Here is a 17,559-nt window from a genome sequence, read left to right as displayed (position 1 = left end):
AATCATACAATAGATAAGGGCTATGTTGAACAACATAGCCCTATACCCAAGATCAGAATTGATTTATTTTTTCTCTTCTGATTTTGCCTGTTCTTTTGACTCAGATTTTAAATATTTATGAGCATTAGCCATAAAGCGTTTACAATGGCGTGCATGACTCAACGCATGATCTTTCATATCGACGTCTTTTGCTGCCTCCATTTCGAGTTTTGCATGGGCAACAAATAGATCAAACATCTTCTTATCTGACCCCGTGAGAGCCTTACCTTTTTCTTCCGATTCTTTTAAAGATGCTTCACATTTCTCTAGAACTTTATGCGCTCTTTCAGCTTTCTTCTCAGCTTTTTTTTCATCACGAGATTTTGACTCTTCTGCCTTTGGCTCATTCTTTTTCGCTGTTTCGGTCTTAGCTTCTTCTTGCTTAGCAGTGTCTGCAAAAGCTTCTTGACCTAGAAAAAGTGTAAATACAGTTAATAACAATAACTTGGACATGATAAAACTACCTCTTTTAAATTAAATCTGATATACTTGACTTTAATTGATTTTTTTAACTTATCAATATATTTCTTTAATTTATCTAAAATGCAAAATTCATCAATGAGTTATACATTAATAATCGCAGAAGACAAAGTTGGCATCCGCCTAGACAAAGCATTACAAGAAGCTTTTCCTGAATTTAGCCGATCCCGAATTCAGGATTTGATTGATCAAGGACATGTTCGGTTAGAATCAGATCGCAAAATTTCGTCTTCTAGCAAAACAATACTCAACGATGTTATTTATTTATTTGTTCCTGCCCCCCAAGATGCAGATCCGATTCCACAAGACATTCCCCTCAACATTCTTTACGAAGATACAGACTTAATTGTTTTGAATAAACCTGTTGGCATGGTTGTCCATCCCGCCAACGGTCATGCCAATGACACGCTCGTTAATGCCTTACTCGCCCATTGTGGGAATAGTTTATCAGGCATTGGTGGCGTTCGTCGCCCCGGCATTGTCCATCGCCTTGATAAAGAAACATCCGGACTGATGGTTGTTGCCAAGAATGATGCAACGCATCACGGGTTATCCTCTCAATTTACAGACAGATCCCTGTCCCGAACTTATTGGGCTTTTGTTTGGGGTGATGTTATCCCGCGCACAGGAACGATTGAAACACAGATCGGCAGACATCCATCAAATCGCCAGAAACAAGCTGTTTTAAATTCAGGTGGTCGTGATGCTATAACACACTACAAATGCCTAAAAGTATTTGGACAGTCCGATGATCCGCGTCTGCGCATCAGTTTAATTGAGTGCAAATTAGCCACAGGACGTACTCATCAAATTCGTGTCCACATGAACCATATCAACCATCCGCTAATTGGTGATCCCGTCTATGGCCACAAACCAAAAGGGGCCGATAAAATCTGGAGTGATGGTGTTACAAAATTTTCGCGCCAAGCCTTACACGCAAAAATCATCTCATTCATCCATCCAACATCAGGAGATATTGAAACATTTGAATGCGATTTGGCCGATGATTTAAAAGAGCTGGAATCCATACTTATATCCCTGGATTAACGAAGGTTATACATTTCTAACGAACCGATTCAAATACAAATAGATAACAGGGGTAATATAAAGCGTTAGAATTTGTGAAGTCAGCAATCCACCGACAACCGCAATTCCCAAGGGTTGTCGAAGTTCAGCCCCGGCCCCCAAAGCAAAAGCGATCGGCAAAACCCCAAAAAAGGCGGATAAAGTCGTCATCATAATAGGACGAAATCTGACCAAACAGGCGTCATAAATTGCTTGATCTGCCGAAACACCACTGCGTTGAGCGTGCAAGGCAAAATCAACCATCATAATGCCATTCTTTTTAACAATACCGATTAATAAAATCATCCCAATCATGGCAATCATATCCACATTCATCCCCATGATCAGGATGGCAATAATCGCCCCAATAATAGCCGACGGCAAACCGGATAAAATGGTAATGGGGTGAATAAAGTTTTCATACAACATGCCCAAAATGATGTACATAACAACAACAGATAGCAACAAGAGCCATCCCATACCAGCCATTGAATTTTGAAAAACCTGCGCTGTGCCTTGATAGGATGAAATAATCGATGCGGGTAAGAAAATCTGTTTTTCAATGGCCTTAATTTGATCGGTGACCCGACCAAGGGATCCACCCTCTTTCAGGTTAAAAGAAATCGTCACTGAGGGAAGTTGACCTTGATGGTTAATAGACAAAGCCGTCGGCCCTAGTTTTAACCGAGCAACAGAATCAAATTCAATAAGCTTACCACTAGATGTTCTCAGATATAAATCTTTAAGATTATCAATTTCACGTTGATAGGATTTATCAACCTCAAGAATAATTTCAAAATTATTACTTTGAGTATAAATGGTACCGACTTGCGCTGTTCCGTAAGCATAATATAGCTCTTTACGCATCTGATCATAGGTTATCCCTAAAGATTCAGCCTTATCTTTTATAAGTTCAACATTAATCTGAAGACTCCCCATCTGAAGGTCTGTTGACACCTCGATTACATCATCAATCTTTTTAATCTCTGCAATCATAGATTCCGACCATTTTTTTAAATCATGATAATCCAATCCTTGAAGGGTATATTGATAAAGCCCCCGTGATAAGCGTCCCCCTACTGAAATATTTTGCACGGGTTGCATATATGAATTAATCCCCGGGATCTTTGAAAGCTCTTGACGCAATTGGCGCATAGCTTCTTGTATTTTCGGGCGTTGAGATTGGGGTTTTAAACCAATGACAAGGATACCCTGATTCAAAGAACCGCGCCCCCCAATACGTGACGTTACCTTATCAACCATAGGGTTATTTTCGACAATCTGGGCTAACTTTGTCTGCAGAGCGACCATCGCATCAAACGAGATATCTTGAGAGGCTTCGGTTTGTGTCAAAATCAAACCATTATCTTCAAGGGGAAAAAAACCTTTTGGAGAATAAATCAACATCAAAACAGTGACAAACAATGAGCCGATCGTGAGCATCAGCGTTTTGAATCGATGCGCAAGGACAAACGTTAACGTGCGACCATAAAATCCTAAAACACGGTCAAAGGCTGTCTGAAACCATTGCGTTTTGTCATGAGACCACCCACCTTCCTTAAAACTCATATACTGGCACAACATCGGCGTTAATGTTAAGGATACAACCCCTGATATCAAAATCGCCATACTAATCGTAACCGCAAATTCACGAAATAACCGGCCAACAATGCCGGGCATAAATAATACCGGAATGAACACAGCAACTAATGAAAAAGTAATGGCTAAAATTGTAAAACCAATTTCCTTTGCTCCGACTAAAGCAGCTTCTTGGGCGGGTAATCCTTTTTCACGATACCGAATGATATTTTCCAGCATAACAATTGCATCATCGACAACATACCCAATAGACAAAGCCAATGCCAATAAAGAAACATTATTCAAAGAAAAACCTAAGGCTGCCATCCCACCAAAAGTAGCAATAAGGGAAAAGGGAATTGCTAAAGAAGGAATTAAGGTTGCAGAAAACTGTCTCAGGAATAAGAAAATAACCAAAATAACCAGAATGACCGCAATGTAGAGCGTTATTTGCACATCGTGGATCGAATCTTTGATTGAAACAGATCGATCGAACATAGGCGTTAGCGTCACCGAAGCTGGTATAATCTGCTCAAATTGGGGAAGCAATTTTTTAACACGATCAACAACATCAACAGTATTACTCCCTGGTTGGCGCTGAATTGCTAATGTGACAACAGATTTACCATTGGCATAGCCTGCAGTCCGATCATCTTCTGCCCCTTCAATAACATCACCCACATCAGATAAACGGGATATCCCTCCTTTAGATGACTGGGAAACGATCAAAGATTTAAAAGCATTAGCAACGTTTGGTTGACCGACAATATCGATATTAAACTGTTGATACCGCCCCATTAATGTCCCAGGCGGCGTGATCGAAGCCGCTTGTTGAATTGATTGAGCAATATCCGACATGGTTAGATTGCGACCTGCTAAAAGTTCAGGGTTAACCCGAACTCTGACAGCTCGTTTTTGTTGCCCATATATATTAACCTGAGATACACCGGGTAACATAGCAATTCGCTGTCCCATAATTGTATCAGCATATTCGGACAACTGGGTCATGGGCAAAACATCAGAGGCAACGGCGATATAAAAAACGGGTTGATCTGCAGGATTGACTTTACGAAGTTTCGGAACTGATGTCATTTCCTTTGGCAAATCCGGTTGTGCTGCAGATATGGCCGTCTGAACATCAAGAGCTGCCCCATCTATATTACGATCTAAGTTAAATTGAATCGTAATACTCGACGATCCGGTAATACTGGAGGATGTCATGTTATCGATACCTGAAATGGTTGCAAACTCTCGCTCTAAAGGCGTTGCAACTGTTGCCGCCATAGATTCAGGACTTGCCCCCGGCAAAGAAGCCGTTACTTGGATTGTTGGAAAATCAACATTTGGCAACGCATTTGTTGCAAGACGTAAGTACCCATAAATACCTAAGGTGAGAAAAGACACCATCAACAATGTGGTAAAAACAGGACGGCGTATACAAAATTCAGAAAGGTTCATTGGACAGAATCCTTAGCCACAACAACTGGACCACCCGGTCTGACGTTAAAACCACCGTCAGTAATAATTGAATCCCCTTCTTTTAAATCACTTGTGATAACGGCTTCGGTTTCGGTTGTGAATAAAACAGTCACCGAATGCAAATGAGCTGTATTATCTGGTGTCACTACAAAAACTTGCTGATCTTTCTGGGTGTGCATAATCGATTTTATGGGCGCAACAAGAACATCTTTATAATTCTTTAAGTCGAGAATGACATCGACAAACATACCGGGCCACAAACTTCGATCTGTATTATCTAACTCTGTCCTCAGGGTTAAAGTACGGGCTGTTGTGTCTATTGAGTTATCTAAAATTGCTCCTTTAGACTTTTTAGGAGAACTCAAGTCAGAATACTTAATTGTCAAATCTAGTTTATCGATTTTACTCTTCAGGGCATCGTAATAACGCTGGGGCAGGGGAATATCGACGTTGATTGGGTTAATTTTATTGATGGTCATGATAGCATTCGTATCATTCGCCTTAACAAGATTCCCCTCAGTTATGGCAATAGTGCCAACAACACCATCCAACGGTGATTTGATATCAGCATAATCAATTTGCGTTTCCAGATTGACAATCTGCGCTTGGGTCGCAGCAAGAGCAGCCTTAGCGGATAAAAATGTTTGTGTTGATTGATCCAATGTTTCTTTAGCAGCTACACCGCGTTTAGCAAGTTCAGTATCTCGTTGGAATTTCTTTTCAGAGCGAATAACCTCGGCTTTATTGCTGTCTAAGTTTGCTTTGGCTTGATCCAATTGTGCTTTTAGGCTCCGATCATCTAATTGAACGAGTTTGTCACCCTTTTTAACAGTTTGGCCATTTTGAATATATATTTTAGTAATTTGTGAATCTAACCGCGATCTAATGGTCACGGACTCAGGTGCAACAACGGTTCCGATTAAATGCAGTTGTTCAACACGGTCTCCTTTAATCACTTGAGCAATCTTAACAAGCGGGGGTGTCTTTACAGGCGGAGATGCCGGTATAAAAACATATATTAACCAACAGACCAATAAAATGGCAATGCCGATCAGCCCATATTTATATTTGTGTAAATTTGTGGTCAAGATGATGTACTCCCTTAATTTAAGAGTACATCTTTTTCGGTAAAAAGTTCGTTAACCTAATAATAACTTATCATCAGCAGCATCCGAAAAAAGCATCATCACATCCTCAGGTGTCATCCGACGACGATCATCGCCAGAAATATCCTTAACAATTTGTCCTTCGTGCAACATAATCGTCCGATTTCCGTATTTCAAAGCTTGATGCAAGCTGTGGGTTACCATAAGAGTTGTTAAATTTTGTTCCTGAATAATCTTATCCGTTAAATCCATGACAAATGCTGCTGTTTTGGGATCAAGGGCAGATGTATGTTCATCTAACAATAAAATTTTAAGAGGGCTGAGTGTTGCCATTAATAAACTAACGGCTTGACGTTGCCCCCCGGATAACATCGCCATGGCCGTTTCAAGACGAGATTCTAGACCGAGTTCCAATTTTTGTAGTGCCTCTTGATAAAACTGCAACGCATGATTCTTAAGCGCACGCGATAACCCTCGGCTTTGACCACGTCGTTGCGCCAACGCCATATTTTCCATAATTGTCAAATCGCCACACGTGCCCGCGAGCGGGTCTTGGAATACCCGAGCCACATCCTTAGAACGACCAGCAGCGTTAATTCTAGTAACGTCCGCGTCATCTATCTGGATTCGCCCTGAGTCAGGAATATACTCGCCTGAAATTGTATTCAATAATGTGGATTTACCAGCCCCATTACTCCCAATAACAGTGATAAAGTCACCTTCGTTAATTTGTAGAGAAATATTTCTAAGGGCTTTTTTTTCCCGAATTGTCTTCGGCGCGAATGTTAAATTAATATTTGAAAGTGTAATCATTATTTTTGTCCTTTCAACTTTGGATAGACTAACGCCACTGTTAAGATAACAGCTGTTACTAAATTCAAGTCTGTAGCCTCAAGGCCAAAATCACTGCCATTCAAAGCAAACGCAACAATTGTCCGATAAACAATCGCTCCGAAAATACAAGCCAACAACTGATACTTAAGACGACGAGCCGGGATAAGGGCTTCGCCTAAAATAACAGAGGCAAATCCTGCGATAATTGTCCCAATCCCCATATTAACATCACTAAAGGCGTTCTCTTGGGCAAATAAAGACCCACCGAGAGCGATTAATCCATTAGATAGGGCTAGTCCGATTAAAATCATCAGATGGTCCGCTATACCATTAGCCCGTGCCATTGTGGCATTATTGCCAGTTGCACGAATCGCAAGACCCAACTGACTGGATAAAAATCGATACAGAATATAAATAATCAAAGCAATTAGAACAATAAGAATCACGGAAAGGCTAAACATACCTAAATACGGGCTGACCCATGCCTTTAAATTTGTAATAATCGTTGATTGATTCATAATGCTGATATTAGGTTTACCTTGCATAATCCGAATATTAACAGAGTATAAAGCGGTCATCGTGATAATCCCCGAAATAAGATCCATAATCTTAAAACGAGTTGCCAGAATTCCTGTGATTAATCCGGCTATACATCCCGCTATAATAGCCGCAAAAGTTGCAAACACAGGATTATATCCAGCATAAATCATCGAAATAGAAACGGCGGCACCCAACGGAAAACTTCCATCCACCGTTAAATCTGGAAAATTCAAGATACGAAACGTTAAATAAACACCCAGAGCAACCAGGCCGTAAATAAGCCCTAATTCTAAGGCTCCTGTTAGTTGTAAAATGGTCATATTTTATCCCTTGTATACAGATTCACGGATCGAGGATAACCAATTCCTAAATCACTTATGGTTAATTTTTTATCAAGAATTTCCGAAACAAATTCTGCTGTTTGAACACCAATTTCATATTGATCAGGACCTAAAACCGCCCAAGCGCCTTGATTAATCAAATCTGCATCACTGGCAAACAACGGCAAATTAACCTCATTTGCAACTTTAGCAATGCTTGCAAATCCAGCAAGGGCAGTATTGTCATTATTCACAAAAATCGCATCAACAGATCCAATGAGTTTTTGAGCAGCAGATCGCACATCGGTCACTTTTAAAGCAATAGCGGTTTTGAGTTGAATATTCCTTTTGGTACACTCATTTTGGGTTAATTTGAGCAATTCTTCAGAGTTTGCCTCACCCGGGTTATAAATAATCCCTAAGGTTTTCATGTTAGGTACAAATTTCAGCATCGCATCCATCTGACGCGTCACATCAACAAAATTGGTAATCCCTGCAGCTTTATCAATCAGACCAGCGGATTTTGGATCGGTAACTGAAGCATAAATGACAGGAATATTCTGATTTTTGCAAACATTAACAGCCGCTTGAGCCGGTGTTGTTCCCAGTGCGACAACACAGTCGACTTGCTTACCGGCAAAAGTCTGAGCAATTTGCACGGCTGTTGCCATATTCCCTTGGGCAGATTGCCAAGTAATTTTAAGATCTGGATATTTTTGAGAAAGGGTTTTGATGATCCCAGCACGGGCTGAATCAAGGGCAGGGTGTTCAATGACCTGAATAATCCCAATGGATTTTGCCCAACAGGCAAGTGTTAAAAAACAATAAGCGGAAACGGTTGTAATAATCTTAAACATAATAAATCTCTTTTCAGGAAAATTGGTAAATCGTCAGGTATTTTTAAACAACAATGATGATGGTCCATAATTATGCTCCTATTCTCTTAGACTTCAGATCTTTGGGAATTTCAATTCCCAATCTATCTGCTGTGGATTGATTGATTTTTTTAACAACATCCGTGGTTTGTACCACTGGAATTTCAGAAATTACTTTTCCCTTGAGGACTAAAGCAGCCAGCTCTCCTGTTTTAACCCCCATATCATATTGCCCCATAGCAACACAGGCTAGACATCCTCGGTCAACAGATTCAGGATCTGCTGCATAAATCGGAATCTCTTTTACATTTTTTAAAACAATGTCTAAACCAGAAATAACTGTATTATCATTAGGAATATAAACCGCATCAACTTTCTCAGAAATTGACTTACTGACCATGATTAAATCAGTAACAGATGGACAAGCGAAACCTTTAACATCAATATTTTGCTGTTTAGCTTCAACCGTAAATAAACTGAGAAGCGATACTGAGTTTGCTTCAGATGGATTATAAATAACCCCAATGGTTTTTGCTGTTGGTTGAAGGGTTTTAATGAGGTCAACTTGTTCTTTAATGGGAGATAAATCACTCACACCGGTAATCCCATCCCCCTTTTTTGTCTGGGCATCAACTAATTTTGCAGCAACTGGATCAGAAACGCCCGCAAAAACAATCGGGATACTCGACGTTTTTGCAGCCTGGTAGGCAGTTTGTGCTGATGGTGTTGTAATCGGAATAATCAAATCAACTTTTTTACCCACATATTTTTTTGCAATCTGGGTTGCTGTTGTGATATTTCCTTGCGCATTATCGGCAATAATATCTGCCTCAATACCAGAATTTTTCAGACCATCTCGTACACCTTGTTCGATAGCATCAAGGGAGGGATGAGGTGCAATTTTTGTGATTGCAATAACCGGTTTTGAATGGGATAGGGATAGACTAAGGGCACAAATTACGAAAATAGATTTTAACATTTTAACTCTCTAACAAACACTATGGACAACAAACAACGATCACTTAACAGCTGTGATGATGTCGCCAACGCCATGAATGAATATTAGAAATATTAAACATTAAAGTTTCCCTTTTTATATACTTTAGATATATAAGTTTTATTTATTTGATGTCAAACTATTTTTGTCTAAGGTTAACCAGCGTCGAAATGCTTGCCATGCCAGATCATCAATCACGTAATGATTGGAATGGTTCATTTGGTTGGATGTATAACCCGCTACATCTGGGGTAATCTGTGTTAATTTCTGACCGGTTGCCATGGCCATTAACTGTGTTCTGGCTGAATGCTCCAAGTTATACATTACAAAAAACGCATCACCAATTGTCTCGCCCATAGTAACCAATCCGTGATTTCTTAAGATCAACGTATCTCGGTCTCCCAAGGATGTAATCAACCGGTTTTTTTCAGAATGATCAAATAAAATACCCGAATATTCGTGATACGCAATTCGTTGATAGAATCGACAGGAATGTTGTGAATAAACACCCAGCCCATCTTCCAACATTGATAAGGCCACCCCATGAGGCGTATGAGTATGAAGAATACAATTAACTTCGGGTCGTGCCTCGTGAATAGCACTATGCAATGTATAGCCTGCTTTATTAATAAAACTGCCTTCCGGAGAAATGACATCACCCTCTAGAGTTACTTTGACAAGGTTTGCCGGTGTAACCTCTTCAAAATTCAAACCAAAAGCATTAATTAAAAAAGCTTCTTCCCCAGGAACTCTGGCTGTAAAATGGGTAAAAATAGAATCTGTCCATCCCATTTTTGCTGCTAAATGATAACAATCTGTCAATTCTTCACGAATAACCTGTTCTTCAGGAGAGGGGGGTTTCAATTTATGGACACTCATCTTTACTCCAAAGAGCTTAAAGTAGCAGCTGATTCTTCAGCTGGGGTCAATTTATGAGCATGGTGTGTTTCCTTGATAAATCGAACAACAACAACACCAAACAACATGCAAACAGGAACAATTGCCAAAGCAAATCGATAATCCCATTGGCTGTAAATATTCACATCATCAATGACAGTCCCATTCCAATGATGATCTAATAAACGCCCAACCAGCGGATGGAAAAGAGCACCCGTTGCCATGGTAATTGTATTTAAAAACCCAACAGCCACTGCACTCGATGATGGTGGCATAATCTCACAGATGGACGTAAAAGATAGTGATTTTGCTGTATAGCAAAAACCAATCCCAAAAAACAAAACATACATCATCAGCAAAGGAATATTCGGAACAAGAATAACCAAGGCATTAATGAGTAAACTCATGGAAACACCCAGCATCATCGGCGGTAGACGACGTTGAATCTTATCGGAATAAAGAGCAAAAACAGGACTCCCAACAGCAGCGCCAATAAAGAGAGCTGTCGTCAAAGTCGCTGCAACCGTTTCTGGAATCTCATAAACTGATTTGATAAACGGAACGCCCCAAGCTGTTCCCATAATTGTGATTGGAGCGTACATTAACATGCCATAAGTAGCGATAAGCCAAGCCTGAGGCTTTTTAATGACTTTGAGTACACCATGCAACAAATCTTCTGATGGTTGATACGTATGCGGCTCGCCATGACGCCCTACAGCCAGAAAAATAATTGCCGATATAGCTAAGCCAACAAAACCAAGGATATTAACAGCATATTGCCAACCATAAGTTGTTGCCACAGCAGACAGGGGAGATCCTCCGATACTGGCACCAACTGTCCCAAAAACAAGGGTCAATGCGACAACTTTTGCAAGTTGAGATGGAGGAAACCATGTTGTCCCAAGTTTAATACTCCCTAAAAATCCAGCAGCAGAGCCCAACCCCATTAAAAGCATGGCGATACCAGCAACAACCGTTGAGTCAGTCATTGTTAAAATAAAACAAGAGAGGGCGCACAAGGTCGAGGCTATCACAATGATTCGACCTGCACCAAATCGATCAAGCATAACCCCTAAAGGTAATTGAACAGCAGCATAGGACCACGAATAAAGAGAGATCAACTGACCAAAATCACTGGCATCTAATGAAAAATAACGAGACCAATCGTCTTTTAAAACGTTAGGGGCAACACGAAGTATAAATTGATAACAATAAAACAAAGCACCACTTGAGACAACAATCCACGCTCGTGGAATACCAAATATTTTTCTTGATAGTTCAGTCAATGCGAACAAACCCTTTCTTTAATAAGCTCTAGACAAGGTTGCCGAGAATAAAATACAACACAATATCGTTCACTTTGGCAAAAAAAAGACAATCTGGTCAAGCTTTTTTGTTTTGAAGTTTTCTAAAATTTATTAAACTCAGTTAATTTTATTACGGTTTCATCCCAAAGCCTATATATTTTTTCAGGGCTATAAGTGTCCGAAATCTCCATAGCTTTTTTCCCTAACTTTTCACGTAACCCAGCATCATCACATAGAATTTTCATATGATTTATTAGTGCTTCTTCGTTACCAATTGGAAACAGCAACCCATTACAACCATCCTCAACCACGTCAATATTACCAGTACAGTTAGAAGCAATAACGGGTAAACCCACGGCCATTGCTTCACACAAAGCATTAGGAAACCCTTCATACCGCGACGGAAAAATAAAAAGGTCAGCTTCAGCTAATTTTTCTTGGATATTTTTAACAGCACCCGGCAGAAAAATACGATCTTCTAATTTTAGTTGACGAATTAACCTTTCAAGATTTGCACGCTCGGGGCCTTCACCATAAATGGTGAGGCTTGTATTGGGAGGTAAAAATCCAACTTTCTCAAATACACGGATGAGCCAGTCATGATTCTTCTGCAAACTAAGCCTACCAACACAGATAATGTTAATCATAGAACCCCAAGCAGATTTTTTGTGTAACGGCATAGGGACGATATTTTGTATTATCATTTTATTTTTCAGATCAAAATAATCAGCAGCATTTCGAGTCTGAGCAATAATTTTATCAGCTTTAGGATAAAAAAATAGTCTCAACCTTTTGTATAAATTAGAAATATTGTGAAAATGGGGGTCTATCCGCTCTGATACAACCACAGGTATTTTAAGCCCCAAAGTTGCCATTAAAACAGTGATATTGGTAATATCGACAAAAGATAGGATTCTGTCTGGTTTGAGAAACTTAACCGTTCGTCTTATGACGATTAATCGATTGATTATATTAACAAATCTCTTAAATATTGACAATGTTTCGGCTAATAAGTTCAAAGGGTGAATTGTGATTTTTTCATCCAATGGGTAAAATGGTATTTCGTCACGGGACGCAAAAGTGATTAAGTGCACATCGTGACCACACTGAGTCCAATGATTCGCAAGGTCAGATATAACACGCTCTGCTCCACCAGATCCGAGAGAGGATATAAATAGGGCTAATTTCATTCAATAATAACTTTCTGTTAAAGTTATATTAACGTTCTTAACCTATCTTTTAAATGATTTAATTCACAACAGGAGCCCACAAAATGCCACAAAAATTGTTAATTGCTCTTTTATTGTCTTCTTTGTCCCAGATACATGCAACCGAAACAGCAATTTCTCAACCGTTACAAGAGGAACAACCAGTTGATTCAAAAGGAAAAAAAAGAATCCTAGACCTTGTTCGCAAGGGTGTTGTTGTCATTGATGTTAAAACCTATGCGAATGTTGATGCCAATGAGCGGGTTTCTTGGGCTGGTAGCGGATTCATTGTTGATCGTGATAAAGGCATAATTGCTACCAATAAACACGTCGCTGGCGACATGACAGTCAGCACCTATTCTGTTAAATTTTCAGACGGTTCATCAGCAGAGGCTAAACACATCCCATTTGCAACATTAGGGGACTATGCCTTTTTAAAAGTTAATCCGGAAAAACTACCCAAAACAGCCATTGCTCTAGAATTTTCTCAAAAACCCATTAGTGTTAATGATACGGTTTATTCTATGGGAAATTCGGCACGCGATGAGTTTTCTACCTTCAAAGGAACTGTGTATAGTATTTTTGAAAACCTTGGCCCTTATGGCGAGCAATCCTTTAGTTTTTCAGGTCTTACGGTTGGCGGGGCCAGCGGGTCGCCAATTTTTGATGATCTAGGAAAAGTTGTTGGTATTGTTTACGGCGGAAAATTCACCTCTGGATCGGGCCTACCCATTAGTTATATTCAAGATGCTCTAGTCGCTCTAAAGCAAGATAAGATTCCAGAAATTTACACAACCGGTGCTGTCCCTGGTTACGGATCATTGTCAGATTATGAAAAAGCAGGGATCCTATCAAAAGAAGCTATTGCAACATACAAAGAGAAATTTCCTGATTCTCACAATAAAATTGCTGTTATTCAAGGGACAGTTAAGGGAACAAAGGCAAGCGAATCTATTGAAATTGGGGATGTTTTGTGGTCAGTCAACGGGGACCTTGTTGGGCCAAACCTGTATGACTTTGAAAAAATTGTTAATCATGCCCAAGGTAAGGAAATTACTTTAGGGATTTACCAAAATGGTAAGCTTCTGGATGTTAAAGTAACCCCAACACTTTTATCTACCTCACCCTATAAAAAGTTTGTTTCTTTTGCTGATGTAACTTGGTTTGAAGGAAATGAATATGTTAAATATTTGTTTGGTGAACAAAAACCAGGTGTTTTTGTCATGGGTATGGGACAAACATCACCATTTAAGTCTATAACCAAAGGTGAAGTTTTTAGCCACCCCTTTTTTCCATCATCTCGCCTCTTCATGATTCGTGAACTGGATGGCAAAAAAGTTTCAAGTCTTGAAGAGCTCCAAAAAATAATCCCGGAACTTAATAAGAAAAAAACATTTACTGTTCGCTTTGTTGATTATCAAGGATCAATAGGACTCGGGAGTTTTTCAAGTATGGATCGGCAAGAACGTATGGCGATCATTACCTATGAGGGTAAATTTGATTCACCCAAGCTCTATACCTTTAATGATAAGTCACTCGAATGGGATTCAAAAGAGATTGAATAATATCAATAAGGAGTACGGTAAATCCAAGGACAAGGCTACGTAGGGCCTTCCAGACTATTTATTATTGATATAAATTCCAGATCTCACAGGCAATCAATCCAAAAGCAAGGCCTAGGACTAATACTCTTAGGCCTTTATGCTGAGTGATCTTAAAATAAGTCATTTTACTATTCTGGTCGCTTTTGAACAAAAGATAGATTGGCAAAACAATGGCAATTACAACCAAAATCATCCCAGCAAATCCCAAAGCTTTAATAAAGGCTCCCGGTGTTAACAAGGCAATAATAAAAGATGGAACTATTGTTAAAAATGCCGCCACGCTTTGCAGGACAACCCCCTGAAATCTATGGGCCAATAAGCGCTTCCATAAATCGATCAATCCCAACGCCACCCCAAAAGCAGAGGTGATAATCGCAAAAAAAGATACCCCCCAGACCAAATGCTGTAAATGACGCCATGAAGCCGAACTCGAGAGCATTTTGACAAAATCACCCACATCAATGGTCCCAGACAGAACCTGATTAAAAGAATCAATATGATGCGTTGTCAAGGTGCCAAGAGTTGATACTGTCCACGCTAAATAGATCGCAACAGGAATTAAGCTCCCCCAAAGAAAAGCTGTTTTTAAAAGGTGACTATCCCGATTCAAATACCCTGACATAGCAGGAATCATCATCTGAAAACCAAAAGACGTAAAGATCACAGGAATCGCAACCGTCCACGTGGAAACATCAAAAGTTTTATCGGTTAACGTTGGCAACGATTGAAAATTAACAGTCACCCCTAATCCAACAATAGTGACGCCCAAAATACCGATGAGGGCAAAAAACATCAAGCGATTGATATAATCAACCCAAGTGATCCCCAGAACCAATACAACCATCATTGCTAATGAAAAATACTGAATGAGGTTATATGGATCAGGACTTTCCCCCCACAAAGATTGGCATATGGATGCAGTAATAGAGCTTCCTCCATATAAATAAGCAGCAATTAAGGCATAGGATAGAATCATCACACATGCCATGGCAGCGAATGCAGTTCCCTTACCACTCAAACGATGAGCAATCTCGTTCAGGGATAAATTTTCTTTAACCCGCAATGTTAATTCAGAGCCTATTAACGCCGAATAATAAATAACAAGCCATGTCCCCAACATTAATGTTAAGCTGCCTAATACACCGAGTTTGGCAAGCGTCATCGGTAGAGCAATCATACCTGCACCGATAGCTGTTCCTGCAATCATGCAGATTGAACCAAAGGTTCTATTCATTTTTTATAACCAGTTTAATAAGTGAGCAATCTCAATGGCCATGATTCCAAAACTAAGCAGAACCATAATCCATCGTAATAATTTATTTTTTAAAATAGAGTAAAATGTATCTCGGTCGTCAGACCGATAGAGAAGGTAGATTGGGAGCAATAATGCGATTACCACAAGAATCATCCCAGCAAACCCCAAGGCTTTAATAAAAGCGCCCGGAATAAAAGAAACCACAAGATACGCAGGAATAATCGTCACCAGGGCGGACATAAATCTATTTTTTAAGTAAGTTTCAAGGGTATGAACCAACCCCAAACCAACCCCAATTCCGGAAGTTACAATTGCTAGAATTGACAGAACCCAAGATAGTTTCGTAAATACTAGCGACTGAGTAATTGATCCCAGCACAGTCATAAACTGTCCAACATCCAAGGGTTTTTGCTGAATTGCCCCAATAAGATCAGGGTTCTTGCTAGAAATAGCCAATAAACTCACACAGGTCCAAACTACATAAGCACATGCTGGTATGAAGCTTCCCCAGAAAAAAGACCGCCTCATTTTGGTTGGACATAAATTCAAATACTGACCAATGGTGTGAAAAATAATTTGAAAGCCAAACGATGTGAAGACAACAGGAACAGCAGCCAACATAGATGATATTGATCCCGTCTGCAATCCTTCTAATACAGGTATTTTCCAATCGATAAACTGGCCAAGAATTCCAGTAAACCCAATTAAAATCATTAACATAATCAAAAACAAAACACGATTGATTTTATCAATGATTCCTAAAGATAGGACGAGGACAAACAAATAGGAAATCGACGATAAACCTAAGACTAACGACGTATCCCAGTCGGGTTTAGCTACCAACACTAATGAAGATGTTCCAGATAGATAGGCTGACAACAGAGCATAGCAAAGCCCAAGAAAACAAATTTGCCCAAAAACATGAGCACCATGGCCACTGTATTTCTCACTCAAAGATCCTAGTGACAATGGCGCCTTTGCCCTTAATACAAGCTCTGATCCCAACAATGCTGAATAATAAGCAATAAGCCAAACGACAGCCATTAAAATAATGGACTGCACGAGGCTGAGGTGAATCAACACCATAGGCAAAGCTAAGACACCCGCCCCGATGGCGGTTCCTGCTATTAAACATGTCGATCCAAACACTCTACCCATTCATAATCCTATGCCACAAGGGCAATGACTCGTCGTTCTAGCAACTTTAACCGATCTTGGTCTTCTTGGGAAATAGATTTGTAATAACTCGCTTTGTTTCGAATCCACAATAGTTCAAAACGGGATGCTTCCATCAAACCTTGCGAAGCATTCCCTGAAGCAAGAGCCCCTGCATCAAAGGCAATTTTACGGGTTTCATAACGGTTAAGGTAGGTTTGTGAAATTTCTTTCAAGGACGGAACGCTTTCCGCATCAACACCGCCACCGACAGCAAAAAAGAGGTTCCGATCTTGGCAAAGATGAGCCACATCCTTAATACGGCGTGTAATCTCGGATCCATTAAGATCCTTGCGTCCCAACCCCAAGGAACCACAAAAATCAACCCGCCCAAAAACAACCCCGGTTAATCCATTATCCGCAATTTTATCACCAATAGCTTCCCGTTGCTCATAGCCTTGGATTGTTTCAATATTAACCAAAAACTCCATTTCAGGTCGCTCAGATTCTGTATAGGCACGCTTGACAGATTGGATAAACTTGCACGTTGCATAGGATGATTCAACCATGGGTGCAATAATCGTTGTAGCACCAACTTGTTTGGCTTTGAACAAATCGGAAACAGCTTCACTGCCCCCAATTTTTAGCATGAGGTTGAGATCTGCCCTGAATGTTAATTCTGCTAAGCGAAACAGGTCGTCTTCCCGCACCCCTTCTGCTTCAAATTCTGCGCGGACATGGGTAAACCCATAACTATCACGACCAATTTTTAACAGGGATAACATTTCTTTTTCAAGGGCGTTCATTGTTCAAACCACCT

The 17,559-nt window shown here is 40.0% G+C and carries 15 protein-coding genes; 2 read left to right on the top strand and 13 right to left on the bottom strand.

Annotation, left to right across the window (positions count from 1 at the left end; translation table 11 throughout):
* Window positions 1-63 precede the first annotated feature (63 nt).
* On the bottom strand, window positions 64-492 hold the full coding sequence (locus KF820_04905) for a hypothetical protein (protein MBX3457680.1): 429 nt from the start codon (window positions 490-492) through the stop codon (window positions 64-66).
* Between the two features lie 90 nt (window positions 493-582).
* Here KF820_04905 and KF820_04900 point away from each other — a divergent pair, with 90 nt between their 5' ends.
* A complete protein-coding gene (locus tag KF820_04900; protein ID MBX3457679.1) occupies window positions 583-1,566 on the top strand; it encodes an RluA family pseudouridine synthase in 984 nt (327 codons plus the stop codon).
* A gap of 6 nt (window positions 1,567-1,572) precedes the next feature.
* Here the strand turns inward: KF820_04900 and KF820_04895 are convergent, their stop codons facing one another.
* The 9 genes from KF820_04895 to KF820_04855 form a co-directional block, all read right to left on the bottom strand.
* Window positions 1,573-4,620 carry an efflux RND transporter permease subunit gene (locus tag KF820_04895; protein ID MBX3457678.1) on the bottom strand — a complete coding sequence of 1,016 codons (3,048 nt, stop codon included), beginning with the start codon at window positions 4,618-4,620 and terminating at the stop codon, window positions 1,573-1,575.
* Entirely contained in the window at window positions 4,617-5,729 is a 1,113-nt protein-coding gene (locus KF820_04890) for an efflux RND transporter periplasmic adaptor subunit (GenBank protein ID MBX3457677.1), read from the bottom strand. The genes KF820_04895 and KF820_04890 overlap by 4 nt, the downstream gene beginning before the upstream one ends.
* A gap of 51 nt (window positions 5,730-5,780) precedes the next feature.
* Window positions 5,781-6,560: an ABC transporter ATP-binding protein gene (locus KF820_04885; GenBank protein ID MBX3457676.1), complete on the bottom strand. Its 780-nt coding sequence runs from the start codon at window positions 6,558-6,560 to the stop codon at window positions 5,781-5,783.
* Entirely contained in the window at window positions 6,560-7,441 is an 882-nt protein-coding gene (locus KF820_04880; protein MBX3457675.1) for an ABC transporter permease, read from the bottom strand. The genes KF820_04885 and KF820_04880 overlap by 1 nt, the downstream gene beginning before the upstream one ends.
* Entirely contained in the window at window positions 7,438-8,298 is an 861-nt protein-coding gene (locus tag KF820_04875; protein MBX3457674.1) for an ABC transporter substrate-binding protein, read from the bottom strand. Before KF820_04875 ends, KF820_04880 begins: the two co-directional genes overlap by 4 nt.
* 70 nt (window positions 8,299-8,368) lie before the next feature.
* Window positions 8,369-9,295, bottom strand: a complete 927-nt coding sequence (locus KF820_04870) for an ABC transporter substrate-binding protein (protein ID MBX3457673.1) — start codon at window positions 9,293-9,295, stop codon at window positions 8,369-8,371.
* Window positions 9,296-9,433: 138 nt separating this feature from the next.
* Complete coding sequence (locus tag KF820_04865; GenBank protein ID MBX3457672.1) at window positions 9,434-10,192, bottom strand: class II aldolase/adducin family protein; 759 nt, start codon at window positions 10,190-10,192, stop codon at window positions 9,434-9,436.
* A 2-nt stretch (window positions 10,193-10,194) separates the two neighbouring features.
* Window positions 10,195-11,496 carry an MFS transporter gene (locus KF820_04860; GenBank protein ID MBX3457671.1) on the bottom strand — a complete coding sequence of 434 codons (1,302 nt, stop codon included), beginning with the start codon at window positions 11,494-11,496 and terminating at the stop codon, window positions 10,195-10,197.
* A gap of 122 nt (window positions 11,497-11,618) precedes the next feature.
* A complete protein-coding gene (locus tag KF820_04855; GenBank protein MBX3457670.1) occupies window positions 11,619-12,707 on the bottom strand; it encodes a glycosyltransferase family 4 protein in 1,089 nt (362 codons plus the stop codon).
* Between the two features lie 83 nt (window positions 12,708-12,790).
* Between KF820_04855 and KF820_04850 the strand changes: the two genes are divergently transcribed.
* On the top strand, window positions 12,791-14,290 hold the full coding sequence (locus KF820_04850; protein ID MBX3457669.1) for a serine protease: 1,500 nt from the start codon (window positions 12,791-12,793) through the stop codon (window positions 14,288-14,290).
* Window positions 14,291-14,351: 61 nt separating this feature from the next.
* On the opposite strand, the gene KF820_04845 is transcribed toward KF820_04850, so the two are convergent.
* The 3 genes from KF820_04845 to KF820_04835 are packed head-to-tail and all read right to left on the bottom strand — an operon-like array spanning window position 14,352 to window position 17,545.
* Entirely contained in the window at window positions 14,352-15,563 is a 1,212-nt protein-coding gene (locus KF820_04845) for a hypothetical protein (protein ID MBX3457668.1), read from the bottom strand.
* Between the two features lie 3 nt (window positions 15,564-15,566).
* Window positions 15,567-16,742: a hypothetical protein gene (locus tag KF820_04840; GenBank protein ID MBX3457667.1), complete on the bottom strand. Its 1,176-nt coding sequence runs from the start codon at window positions 16,740-16,742 to the stop codon at window positions 15,567-15,569.
* An 8-nt stretch (window positions 16,743-16,750) separates the two neighbouring features.
* The gene (locus tag KF820_04835; protein ID MBX3457666.1) at window positions 16,751-17,545 is read right to left on the bottom strand and encodes an aldolase; all 795 of its coding nucleotides are present in this window, start codon (window positions 17,543-17,545) and stop codon (window positions 16,751-16,753) included.
* Between the last annotated feature and the right edge of the window lie 14 nt (window positions 17,546-17,559).

Source organism: Candidatus Paracaedibacteraceae bacterium (genome assembly GCA_019636055.1).
GTDB lineage: Bacteria > Pseudomonadota > Alphaproteobacteria > Paracaedibacterales > Paracaedibacteraceae > Paracaedibacter.
This window is presented reverse-complemented; position numbering and strand designations above follow the sequence as displayed.

Coding starts and splice junctions, on each gene's coding strand:
- KF820_04905 (MBX3457680.1), bottom strand. CDS start 492: ATGTCCAAGTTATTGTTATTAACTGTATTTACACTTTTTCTAGGTCAA.
- KF820_04900 (MBX3457679.1), top strand. CDS start 583: ATGCAAAATTCATCAATGAGTTATACATTAATAATCGCAGAAGACAAA.
- KF820_04895 (MBX3457678.1), bottom strand. CDS start 4,620: ATGAACCTTTCTGAATTTTGTATACGCCGTCCTGTTTTTACCACATTG.
- KF820_04885 (MBX3457676.1), bottom strand. CDS start 6,560: ATGATTACACTTTCAAATATTAATTTAACATTCGCGCCGAAGACAATT.
- KF820_04880 (MBX3457675.1), bottom strand. CDS start 7,441: ATGACCATTTTACAACTAACAGGAGCCTTAGAATTAGGGCTTATTTAC.
- KF820_04875 (MBX3457674.1), bottom strand. CDS start 8,298: ATGTTTAAGATTATTACAACCGTTTCCGCTTATTGTTTTTTAACACTT.
- KF820_04870 (MBX3457673.1), bottom strand. CDS start 9,295: ATGTTAAAATCTATTTTCGTAATTTGTGCCCTTAGTCTATCCCTATCC.
- KF820_04865 (MBX3457672.1), bottom strand. CDS start 10,192: ATGAGTGTCCATAAATTGAAACCCCCCTCTCCTGAAGAACAGGTTATT.
- KF820_04855 (MBX3457670.1), bottom strand. CDS start 12,707: ATGAAATTAGCCCTATTTATATCCTCTCTCGGATCTGGTGGAGCAGAG.
- KF820_04850 (MBX3457669.1), top strand. CDS start 12,791: ATGCCACAAAAATTGTTAATTGCTCTTTTATTGTCTTCTTTGTCCCAG.
- KF820_04845 (MBX3457668.1), bottom strand. CDS start 15,563: ATGAATAGAACCTTTGGTTCAATCTGCATGATTGCAGGAACAGCTATC.
- KF820_04840 (MBX3457667.1), bottom strand. CDS start 16,742: ATGGGTAGAGTGTTTGGATCGACATGTTTAATAGCAGGAACCGCCATC.
- KF820_04835 (MBX3457666.1), bottom strand. CDS start 17,545: ATGAACGCCCTTGAAAAAGAAATGTTATCCCTGTTAAAAATTGGTCGT.